We start from the raw sequence: 10,485 nt of genomic DNA on the forward strand, positions 1-10,485 counted from the left end.
ATATTACGGATAAATAATCGAGTCTTATCATTTCTACATCTCTCTTCTCAAAAAACAAAAAAGAATGGGCCTCCCCACTCTTTTTTATTCAACACCAAATAAGGCTTTTGCATTCTTTGTTGTGATTTGTGCTACTTCGTCATAAGAAATTCCTTTTAAATTTGCAATTTCTTCTGCTACAAGTTTTACATAACTAGGTTCATTTCGTTTTCCTCGAAATGGATGTGGTGTTAGATATGGACAATCTGTTTCTATTAATAATTTTTCTAACGGGATCTCCACAGCAACTTCCTTCGGTTTCTTGGCATTTTTAAATGTTACTGGTCCACCTAACGAAATTAAAAAATTCATATCGACACATCGCTGCGCTACTTCTACACTACCGCTAAAGCAATGCATAATACCTCCCACTTCAGCAGCTTGTTCTTCTTCTAAAATATCAACGATATCCTGAGTTGCATCACGGTTATGTATAATAATCGGTAATTTCACCTTTTTCGCTAATGCGATTTGTTTACGGAATACTTCCTTTTGTATTTCCTTTGGAGACTTATCCCAGTGATAATCTAGTCCCATTTCTCCAAGAGCAACTACCTTTGGGTGTGAAGCTAGTTCCTCTAACCAAACTAAATGTTCTTCTTTCATATCGATTGCATCCACAGGATGCCACCCCACCGCAGCATAAATAAAATCATAAACTTCTGCTAATTCAATTGCTTTCTTTATTGTTACTTCATCAAATCCAACAACAACTGTATATGTAACTCCCGCTTCTTTCATCCTTGCAATAACTTCTTGTAAATCTTCTTCAAACTGCTCTGCATTTAAATGTGAATGTGTATCAAACAACATAACAAATAACTCCTTTTATATTGAAATCAATTCTATTCTCGAGAAAAATTAAGCCTTTTATAACTTAACGATAACAATACTACAATTTTAATGCAAAAAAGAGGGATTTAAAAAGAAAAAAGATGCTTCACAAATGTTACACGTGAAACACCTCTTTTCTTGTCTCAATTACTTAATTTTTGTACCGTTTGGTAAGTTTTGGTCGATTGTTGCTAATGACAATACGCCATTCTCCTCACCTGCTAAAATCATACCTTGTGATAATTCACCACGTAATTTTACAGGCTTTAAATTCGTTACACAAATAACCTTTTTACCTTTTAGTTCTTCTGGTGTATAGAACTTTGCAATTCCTGAAACAACTTGACGCTTTTCTGTACCTAAATCAAGTTGAATTTTTAACAACTTATCTGCTTTTTTCACAGGTTCAGCGGATATTACTTCAGCTACTCGTAATTCCACTTTAAAGAAATCATCAATTGTAATTTCTTCTGCCTTTGGTTCTTCTTCTTTTTTCTCTTCCACTTTAGGGACAGAAGCTTGCATTTGTTCTTTAATATACTCTACTTCTACTTCCATTTCTAAACGAGGGAAAATTGGGTTTCCTTTTTCTACTTTTGTTCCAGCTGGAATACATCCAATTGTAGATAGGCTCTCCCAAGATTTATGTGCCTCTTCAGTAAGGCCAAGTTGAGCAAACATCTTACTTGGTGCTACTGTTAGGAATGGCAGAAGCATAATACCTGTTTGACGAAGTACCTCTGCTAAGTGGGCCATTACAGATGCAAGTTTTTCGCGATCATTCTCATCCTTCGCTAATACCCATGGCTGTGTTTCATCAATATATTTATTCGTACGGCTAACTAATTGCCAAATTGAACTTAGCGCTACAGAGAACTCCATATTCTCCATTGCCTCTTCTACTTTTTTCAATGTATCTTTCGCAAATGTCACTAGCGTTTCATCGAACTCAGTTACATTTGCTTTATATGCAGGGATTTCCCCATTAAAGTATTTATCAATCATAGCTACTGTACGATTTAATAAGTTCCCTAAATCATTCGCTAAATCAAAGTTGATTCGTTCAACAAATCCTTCTGGTGTGAATACTCCATCAGATCCAAATGGAACTTCGCGAAGTAAATAGTAACGTAATGCATCTAATCCGTAACGATCAATTAGTGTAACTGGATCTACTACGTTTCCTTTTGACTTACTCATTTTTCCATCCTTCATTAAAATCCAGCCATGAGCAAAGACTTTCTTCGGAAGTGGTAAATCTAAAGCCATTAAAATAATTGGCCAATAAATTGTATGGAAACGAACGATTTCTTTACCAACTAAATGGACATCTGCTGGCCAGAACTTTTTATACTTCTCTTCATTTTCTGTTCCATATCCTAATGCAGTAATGTAATTAGACAAGGCATCTACCCATACGTAAATAACGTGTTTTGGGTTACCCGGAACACGAACTCCCCAGTCAAATGAAGTACGAGAAACAGCTAAATCTTCTAATCCTGGTTTAATGAAGTTATTAATCATTTCATTTTTACGAGACTCTGGCTGAATGAAATGAGGATTATCTTCATAGAACTTTAATAGTCGGTCTACATATTTACCCATTCTAAAGAAATAAGATTCTTCACGAACAAGCTCTACATCGTGACCACTATCTGGGCTTTTCCCACCAACTACTTTGTCACCTTCCATAACTGGATCAACTAATTGATGCGCTGTATAGAATGTTTCATCTTGTACAGAATACCAACCTTCATATTCATCAAGATAAATATCACCTTGGTCTACTAACTGCTTGAAGATTTTCTCAACAACATCTTTATGACGATCTTCAGTTGTACGAATAAAGTCATCATAAGAGATATCCATCTTCCCCCAAAGTTCTTTAATCCCTGATACAATGTTATCCACATATGCTTGTGGTGTAACGTTTAGTTCTTCTGCTTTCTTTTGGATCTTCTGTCCATGCTCATCAGTTCCTGTTAAATAATGAACATTGTATCCTTGCATACGCTTATATCGTGCCATCGCATCTCCTGCCACTGTCGTATAAGCGTGTCCAATGTGTAACTTTCCACTTGGATAATAAATTGGGGTAGTGATATAAAAGGACTTATTTTCCTCTGTCATTGTTTTGGACCTCCCGAATAACCTCATATGTATTTATAAACAGTATATCAAAAACTCACATGTAAAAACGAGTTAATGCTCGATATCTTTATCATCTATTACTCATATTCAAAAAAAATATACAATCCCTTTCTGAAAAATATATATTTTTCAGAAAATAAAATAAAATGATTGTAGAAATTACTCACATTCTATTATATATAAGAAGTATAAAAATCTATAAATCTTTTTTAAAAATATAGAATTTAAGAATTGACGGAAATGTAAATGATTGGTATCATATGTCCATAGGGTATTTTGTCGAAAAATGACGAATCAAAAAATAGACTCGAAACTTATAAACTATTAGGAGGAACAAAATATGAAATCTACTGGTATCGTTCGTAAAGTTGATGAATTAGGTCGTGTAGTAATTCCAATCGAATTACGCCGTACTTTAGGTATTGCAGAAAAGGATGCTCTTGAAATCTACGTAGATGACGAAAAAATCATCTTAAAGAAATATAAACCAAACATGACTTGCCAAGTAACTGGTGAAGTATCTGATGGTAACCTATCTTTAGCTGAAGGTAAAATTATCTTAAGCAAAGAAGGCGCTGAGCAAATCTTAAACGAACTTCAAGATTATATCGAAACAGCAAAATAAGCTTCTCAATTATGAGAAGCTTATTTTTTATCGACATGATAGATTTGATATACATCTCGTTTCGACAAATCTCGATCTTTAGCGACTGTTTTAATCGCCTCTTTGGAATTCATACCTTTTTCATTTATATAATGTTCAATATGATTATATACTGAAATAGATTCCCACCATTGTTCTTCTGGAGTAGCTTCTTCTGTTGAACCAGCTACTAAAATACAAAACTCACCACGAACTTCATTTTGCTTCGTCCACTCAATTGCTTCTTCAATTGTGCCACGAATAAACTCTTCAAATTTTTTCGTTAGCTCACGACATAATACAACTTCTCTATTTCCTAACACTTCTTGCATAGAAATCAAAGTATCATCTAAACGATGTGGTGCCTCGTAAAACATCATTGTAGTTGGAATATAGCGCAATTTTTCTAACTCATTCTTACGTTCTTTTTTATTTCTTTGCAGGAAACCATAGAAATAAAAGTGTTTTGTCTCAAGTCCTGATGCAATTAATGCTGTAAGGGCTGCATTTGCCCCAGGAAGCGGAATAACATGATATTGTTCTGCTACAGCCTCTACAACAATATCATAACCAGGGTCTGAAATACACGGCATACCAGCATCGCTCACAATGGCTACAGTCTTACCGTCTTCTAACTTATCTAAAATTTTTCGTCCACTTACTTCTTTATTATGCTCGTGATAACTCATAACTGGTGTTTCAATTTCAAAATAATTACAAAGCTTCTTCGTTTGCCTTGTATCTTCCGCTGCAATAATGTCTGCCTCTTTTAAAATTCGGATTGCACGAAATGTCATATCCTCTAAATTTCCGATTGGAGTCGGTACTAAATATAAAACTCCCTTTTCATTTTGCTGAAAGCTTTTTTGCTGCCACATAGCGTTCTCCTTTTTGTATATATTCTTCTTTTTGTTTCCTCGTTAACTGTTTAAAGTGATACTCAGCTTGCATAGCCGTTCGTTTATCCTCGTGACCCTCTACATATTTTAAAATAACCGGAAGTCTAGCACGTGTATATCTAGCACCTTTTCCACTATTATGGGTCTGAATCCGCTTTTCTATATGATTTGTATACCCGGCATAATAACTTCCATCAGAACACTCCACCACATAAAAACAATGCTTATTCTTCTCCATATAAAATTGAACGAAGCTCCTTTGTATATTCGTTATTTTCTTCATATACAAAAAGAGGTGGCAAGATCTTTAAATCTGCATTTCCATCCTTAATTCCTTCAATTAACAATGTATTCGCTTCTTTACCAACCTTAGGATAAACAAATCGCACACGTTTCGGTTCGATTTTGTATTTACGCATTAATGTGACGATGTCGAGCAAACGACCTGGGCGGTGTACAAATGCTACCTTCCCGCCTTGTTTCACTAACTGGCTACTTGCATATACAACATCTTCTAATGTGCACATAATTTCATGACGAGCTATCGCTAAATGCTCATTGATATTCTTCTCAGAAGTTTGTGGTGTTTGAAAATAAGGAGGATTACACGTTACAACATCATATTGATGACGTCCAAGCTTCTCCGGCATATCTTTCAAATCTCCATGGATTAAATTGATTCTTTCTTCTAACTTATTGTATTGGACGCTTCTTATTCCCATATCATATAGACGCTCTTGAATTTCTACACCTGTAATTTTCCCTTTTGTCCTTGTACTTAATAAAAGAGGGATAACTGCGTTACCTGTACACAAATCAAGTAAATTACCTTTTTGAATTGGCACCCAAGCAAAATCTGCAAGTAAAACTGCATCTAAAGAAAAATTAAATACTGATGGGCTTTGTACAATCTTCATATCTTGCGCTAATAAGTAATCTAAACGTTCATCTTCATATAAATTCATATATTGCTCCCTTTCTTACACTTAACCTACCCTATTTCAGTCTCTATTAATGTAAAAATAAATTTCATTCTACTCTCATGTATAAAAAATTACCTTTCCAATTATATTGGAAAGGTAATTTCACTTTTTATTTAAAAATGACAGACAGAATAAACAATCTCCCTCTTTACGTACACTTCCATAATGTAGATTGCAAATATGAAAACCTTCTTGATACAGTCTTGCTAAGTTATCGTAACCTTCACCAATATCTGTCTTCGGCTTCATTTCTTTGCGTTTTTGAGTTTTTTGTTTTTCCTTATTCTGCACTTCTTCAAAACGATGTCGCAAATTTTCATTTTCCATTTTTATATGTTGGTTTTCTTCCAGTAATTCTGCAAGATGCTGTTTTAATTCTCCCAACTGTTTGTATAAATGTCCAATTTGCTCTTCCATACTAGAAACCGATGCAAAAATATCCTTTTTCTCCACAAGCACCCACCTCATTAATCTGTGGTTTGACTCGAAACGACCCCTTTATTCATTAATTCATCTAACGTATATTCTACTATCCGTTCCTTGTCTACTAGTTCCACTTGAATTAATCTTTCTAAAATATTTAATCCGATAACACGGCCAGTACCATGTGGTGTTTGTATACGTTGATCTAAATCAGGAAGTTGTTCCTTTGCTGCCTCATATTCATCATTCTCATACTTTAAGCAACACATTAAGCGACCACATAAACCAGAGATTTTTGCAGGATTTAATGATAAATTTTGATCCTTCGCCATTTTAATGGATACAGGTTCAAAATCCCCTAAAAAAGTAGAACAACAAAGCATACGACCACATGGACCAATACCACCAAGCATTTTTGCTTCGTCACGAACACCGATCTGTCTCAGCTCAATTCTTGTCCTAAAAATTGCCGCTAAGTCTTTCACTAGTTCACGGAAATCAATCCGACCATCCGCAGTAAAGTAGAAAATAATCTTATTACGATCGAACGTATACTCTACATCTACAAGCTTCATATCAAGATTATGTTCTCCTACCTTTTGTTGACACACTTGATATGCTTCTTTCGCAGCATGCTTATTCTCTTCAACAATGGTACGATCATTTTCATTTGCAATACGAATAACCTTTTTAAGCGGTAATACAACGTCGTTTTCATCAACTTGCTTTTTGGTAATAACTACTTTTCCGTATTCAATACCTCTTACCGTTTCTACAATTACAAACTCATTTTCTGAGATATCGAACTGATTCGGATCAAAGTAATATACCTTCCCGGCCTTCTTAAAGCGAACACCTACTACATCATACAAAACGGTCATCCCTCCTGCAACCGCAACACTAACTGTTCGAACACAAGCTGCGCATTTACATTAGCGTTGATTCTATTTTTTGCCTCTAATATATTAAAGAGAGCTGATACAATGCGCTTCTGAGCATAGGAGAATGATTCAAACATCTCTTTCTGCTCATGAAAAACAAGACGATCTTCTTCTCCAAGTTGAACATATAATAAATCCTTATAAATAAGGAGTAACATATCTAAACCTTGCTGTAATTGTTCTTTCTCTCCAAAGTGCTTCCCCCATTTTTCTTGTACAAAAAAAATAGAGGCTTTATCTTTTTCGAGCGCTTCACATAATTTTATCACTAAAGCTCTTGCTTGTGCAAACCATTCATCATTACACATTAATAAAGCTTCTTCAAAACTATTTGTAAGCTGTGCAGCAAGCATCGATAACGAGACTGTAATACCTTCTTCCTCTAATCTCTTAATTAAAGATTCTGTAGATAAAGGTCTAAATGTAACAACTTGACACCGAGATAAAATCGTATTTAAAATCTGATGACTTTGTTCAGTAAGTAAAATAGCTGTTGTATCACTACTTGGTTCTTCTAAAAATTTCAAGAGTGTATTCGCTGCATTCGCTGTCATACGATCTGCATGCTCAATAATATATACTTTTTTATTTGCTTCTAATCCTGTTTTCGAAAACTCTTCTTGTAAGTCATGAATTTGCTGTTTTTTAATAGATAATCCATCTGGTTTTACAATATGTAAGTTTGGGTGGTTACCCGAATCAATTCGGCGACAATTCGTACATACGTGACAAGGTTCTACACCAGCCCTTTGTAAACAAAGAAAGCTTTTTGCCATTTGAATTGCTGTTGCGAACTTCCCGGTCCCTTTTCCTCCCTCTAACAAGTAAGCGTGGGATATACGCTCTTTTGCAATGCTATTCATCAACATTTTGACACCGATGGGCTGTATAGCAGAAAGCTGCTCCCACGTCTTCATCATAATGCATACCTCACTTATTTCATTCTTTCCTTCTATTATAACAATTTATCTTCTATAATCTGAACAACTTCTTCTATAAGTTTTTCCATTGGTTGATCAGCATTGACTAATACAATACGATCAGAAAAGCGTTCTACAACTTGTAAATAGCCTTCACGCACACGTTTATGGAAAGTGATGTCTTCCATATCTAGTCGATTTACTTCGCGCCCTGTATCTTTTTCAATTCGCGCTAAACCAACCTCTGGTTCAATGTCTAAATAAATTGTTAAGCTAGGCATACAACCTTCTGTTGCGAAACGATTAATCTCAAATACGTTATCCATCCCTAATCCCCTTGCATATCCTTGATATGCTAAAGAGCTATCTATAAAACGATCACATAACACAAGATAGTTCTCATTAAGTGCTGGCATAACTTTCTCCACTAAATGTTGTCTACGTGCAGCAGCATATAAAAGCGCCTCTGTACGTGCTTCCATCATTGTATATTCTTGCTTATGTAAAATCGTCCTAATATCTTCAGAAATTGCAATACCACCTGGTTCTCTCGTCGCCATTACCTTTTGGTCCTTTTGCTCAAAGTACGGCAATAATCTTTTAATTAATGTTGTCTTACCCGAACCTTCTGGCCCTTCAATTGTTACAAATAATCCTTTCATCCTAAAACCTACTTTCTATATCATACACTTTCATATATTTCGTACTGCCTTGAAAACGAGCCCCTGTTTTCTCTAAATAAGTAATTTGTTTCTTATGTTCTTGAGTGATTCTCTCTCCATACATAATCAATGGAATTCCAGGTGGATATGGAATCACCATTTCCGATGCTATCATACCAACAGATTCTTCCATAGATACTAACTTCTTTTCGTATCTCTCTAATTGTTTATACGTATACGGTAAAGGAGAGATTTCCCCTTTATAAGTATAACGAATAGATGCAGTCTTGTCTTTTACCTTATATTGTTGCAACGCTACTCGGAGTATCTCTATTGCTTTCATGTACTCCTCATTTACTTGCAACGGCAAAATAAATAGGACATTATATGGATCTGCCATTTCCGTATATATACCGGCCTTTTCAAATACAGACTGTAATTCATACCCCGATAACTGACAGCGGGTTTGTACCGTAACCTTTAATTCATCTTGCAACGGATATTGCAAAGTAGCTATTTGTGGGATAGAGTGCAATCCTTCTTTAAATCGGCGTAAAAACTCAACGATTTCATCGTAACCTTTTTCTTTTATACCTGCTATTGTAAATCGAGCTATATCAAGAGAAGCCATAATTGGGTACGACGGGCTACTAGATTGTAGCATACTTAAATAAGCGGAAACTTTTTCTTCGCTCACTAAACGGCTATTTATATGTAAGTATGACCCCATTGTCATCGCAGGTAACGTTTTATGTGCAGAATGTACCACAATATCTGCACCATAGGCTAATGCTGACTTTGGAAACGGCTCACCTATACAAAAGTGCGCCCCATGTGCTTCATCTACTAAAACCGGGATCTTATGCGCATGTGCATAAGCTATACTTGCCTCTAAATCAATTCCCATACCATAATAGTTAGGATGCGTTAAAATAAGCGCTTTAGCTTCAGGGTACCTTGCAATTGCTTTCTTAATAACTTCCTCTTGAACACCTACTGGTACATTATGTACTTCATCAATCCATGGATCTAAAAAGACTGGATTAACCCCAGCTAATTTCAAACCATTAATGATTGATTTATGACAATTTCTTTGTACAAGGACAATATCATTTTCCCCGCAACAAGACAATATCATCGCTAAATTTCCAACTGTTGAACCATTAATTAAAAAATAACTTTTTTGCGCGCCATATACATCAGCTAATAATTGCTGTGCTTCATCTATACATTCAAACGGACTATGCAAATCATCTAATCCCGTTAATTCTGTTACATCAATAGGTAATATATCTTTAAACCCCCTTATAGCTTCCTGAGGGAAGTTTAAACCATTCTTATGACCTGGAACATGAAAAGATAGTGGTCGTCTTTCTTTAAATTCCATTAACGCCTCATATAAAGGCATACGATTTTGATTCATATATATCTCTTCCTTATTATTCATTCTTTATCTATTATACAGATATTAAGACAAAAAAAATAATAGGCATATGCCTATTTAAAAATATGATACTTCTAATTTTCGAAGTTGTTTTAAATAATGTATATACTTCGGGTCATTTGTCTCAGTATTCACCATATCTCTTTCACATTCATAACATATCAAATTATTATAAACATATATGCCTTCTTTTCCTTTTGTCTCACAAACAATGCAAGTTTCACTTGGTAATTTCATGATCTTTCCTCCCCTATTTAAATAAACATATTATACACTTCTAGTCCTTAACAAATTTCAGAAAAATATACCTCAATTTCTTATATAATATGTTTTATCCTTGGGCGACGTGTTTGTATTACTTATGTATTCCCTTACTTCTTTCACGTACTGTTTAAAAACACGAAAAAACACGAGTCAAATGACTCGTGTTTTAGCTTGCTTGGCGACGTCCTACTCTCACAGGGACAAGGTCCCAACTACCATCGGCGCTAGAGAGCTTAACTTCCGTGTTCGGTATGGGAACGGGTGTGACCTCTCTGCCATCAT

General features: G+C 35.2%; 12 protein-coding genes and 1 rRNA gene. 1 reads left to right on the plus strand and 12 read right to left on the minus strand.

What is annotated here, in order from left to right:
* Positions 1 to 84: 84 nt before the first annotated feature.
* Positions 85 to 852 (minus strand): TatD family hydrolase, encoded by a 768-nt coding sequence (locus ACTFQM_RS26525; protein WP_002174545.1) that lies wholly within the window; start codon positions 850 to 852, stop codon positions 85 to 87.
* 168 nt (positions 853 to 1,020) lie between these two features.
* A complete protein-coding gene (metG, locus tag ACTFQM_RS26530) occupies positions 1,021 to 3,030 on the minus strand; it encodes a methionine--tRNA ligase (RefSeq protein WP_440036918.1) in 2,010 nt (669 codons plus the stop codon).
* Between the two features lie 334 nt (positions 3,031 to 3,364).
* Between metG and ACTFQM_RS26535 the strand changes: the two genes are divergently transcribed.
* Entirely contained in the window at positions 3,365 to 3,649 is a 285-nt protein-coding gene (locus ACTFQM_RS26535; protein ID WP_000843036.1) for an AbrB/MazE/SpoVT family DNA-binding domain-containing protein, read from the plus strand.
* 20 nt (positions 3,650 to 3,669) lie between these two features.
* Here the strand turns inward: ACTFQM_RS26535 and rsmI are convergent, their stop codons facing one another.
* The 10 genes from rsmI to rrf form a co-directional block, all read right to left on the minus strand.
* Entirely contained in the window at positions 3,670 to 4,545 is an 876-nt protein-coding gene (rsmI, locus tag ACTFQM_RS26540) for a 16S rRNA (cytidine(1402)-2'-O)-methyltransferase (RefSeq protein WP_002174543.1), read from the minus strand.
* Positions 4,514 to 4,804, minus strand: coding sequence for a GIY-YIG nuclease family protein (locus ACTFQM_RS26545; protein WP_440036921.1), 291 nt, complete (start codon positions 4,802 to 4,804; stop codon positions 4,514 to 4,516). Before ACTFQM_RS26545 ends, rsmI begins: the two co-directional genes overlap by 32 nt.
* Positions 4,791 to 5,531: a tRNA1(Val) (adenine(37)-N6)-methyltransferase gene (locus tag ACTFQM_RS26550; RefSeq protein ID WP_440036923.1), complete on the minus strand. Its 741-nt coding sequence runs from the start codon at positions 5,529 to 5,531 to the stop codon at positions 4,791 to 4,793. Before ACTFQM_RS26550 ends, ACTFQM_RS26545 begins: the two co-directional genes overlap by 14 nt.
* Positions 5,532 to 5,651: 120 nt before the next feature.
* Positions 5,652 to 6,002, minus strand: coding sequence for a DNA replication initiation control protein YabA (gene yabA, locus ACTFQM_RS26555; protein WP_000412059.1), 351 nt, complete (start codon positions 6,000 to 6,002; stop codon positions 5,652 to 5,654).
* Between the two features lie 14 nt (positions 6,003 to 6,016).
* Positions 6,017 to 6,844 carry a PSP1 domain-containing protein gene (locus ACTFQM_RS26560; RefSeq protein ID WP_002174540.1) on the minus strand — a complete coding sequence of 276 codons (828 nt, stop codon included), beginning with the start codon at positions 6,842 to 6,844 and terminating at the stop codon, positions 6,017 to 6,019.
* A gap of 5 nt (positions 6,845 to 6,849) precedes the next feature.
* On the minus strand, positions 6,850 to 7,833 hold the full coding sequence (holB, locus tag ACTFQM_RS26565; protein ID WP_265623838.1) for a DNA polymerase III subunit delta': 984 nt from the start codon (positions 7,831 to 7,833) through the stop codon (positions 6,850 to 6,852).
* Between the two features lie 35 nt (positions 7,834 to 7,868).
* Positions 7,869 to 8,495 carry a dTMP kinase gene (tmk, locus tag ACTFQM_RS26570; RefSeq protein ID WP_440036926.1) on the minus strand — a complete coding sequence of 209 codons (627 nt, stop codon included), beginning with the start codon at positions 8,493 to 8,495 and terminating at the stop codon, positions 7,869 to 7,871.
* A gap of 1 nt (position 8,496) precedes the next feature.
* Complete coding sequence (locus tag ACTFQM_RS26575; protein WP_440036928.1) at positions 8,497 to 9,918, minus strand: aminotransferase class I/II-fold pyridoxal phosphate-dependent enzyme; 1,422 nt, start codon at positions 9,916 to 9,918, stop codon at positions 8,497 to 8,499.
* Positions 9,919 to 9,996: 78 nt separating this feature from the next.
* Positions 9,997 to 10,176 carry a sigma factor G inhibitor Gin gene (locus ACTFQM_RS26580; RefSeq protein WP_002174536.1) on the minus strand — a complete coding sequence of 60 codons (180 nt, stop codon included), beginning with the start codon at positions 10,174 to 10,176 and terminating at the stop codon, positions 9,997 to 9,999.
* A 200-nt stretch (positions 10,177 to 10,376) separates the two neighbouring features.
* Positions 10,377 to 10,485, minus strand: a 5S ribosomal RNA gene (gene rrf, locus ACTFQM_RS26585); the annotation flags it as partial.

Source organism: Bacillus cereus group sp. MYBK30-2 (genome assembly GCF_051915945.1).
Taxonomy (GTDB): domain Bacteria; phylum Bacillota; class Bacilli; order Bacillales; family Bacillaceae_G; genus Bacillus_A; species Bacillus_A paramycoides.

Bases quoted from the DNA above. Each gene is read 5' to 3' on its own strand.
- ACTFQM_RS26525 (WP_002174545.1), bottom strand. From the start codon at position 852: ATGTTGTTTGATACACATTCACATTTAAATGCAGAGCAGTTTGAAGAA.
- metG (WP_440036918.1), bottom strand. From the start codon at position 3,030: ATGAGGTTATTCGGGAGGTCCAAAACAATGACAGAGGAAAATAAGTCC.
- ACTFQM_RS26535 (WP_000843036.1), top strand. From the start codon at position 3,365: ATGAAATCTACTGGTATCGTTCGTAAAGTTGATGAATTAGGTCGTGTA.
- rsmI (WP_002174543.1), bottom strand. From the start codon at position 4,545: ATGTGGCAGCAAAAAAGCTTTCAGCAAAATGAAAAGGGAGTTTTATAT.
- ACTFQM_RS26545 (WP_440036921.1), bottom strand. From the start codon at position 4,804: ATGGAGAAGAATAAGCATTGTTTTTATGTGGTGGAGTGTTCTGATGGA.
- ACTFQM_RS26550 (WP_440036923.1), bottom strand. From the start codon at position 5,531: ATGAATTTATATGAAGATGAACGTTTAGATTACTTATTAGCGCAAGAT.
- holB (WP_265623838.1), bottom strand. From the start codon at position 7,833: ATGATGAAGACGTGGGAGCAGCTTTCTGCTATACAGCCCATCGGTGTC.
- tmk (WP_440036926.1), bottom strand. From the start codon at position 8,495: ATGAAAGGATTATTTGTAACAATTGAAGGGCCAGAAGGTTCGGGTAAG.
- ACTFQM_RS26575 (WP_440036928.1), bottom strand. From the start codon at position 9,918: ATGAATCAAAATCGTATGCCTTTATATGAGGCGTTAATGGAATTTAAA.
- ACTFQM_RS26580 (WP_002174536.1), bottom strand. From the start codon at position 10,176: ATGAAATTACCAAGTGAAACTTGCATTGTTTGTGAGACAAAAGGAAAA.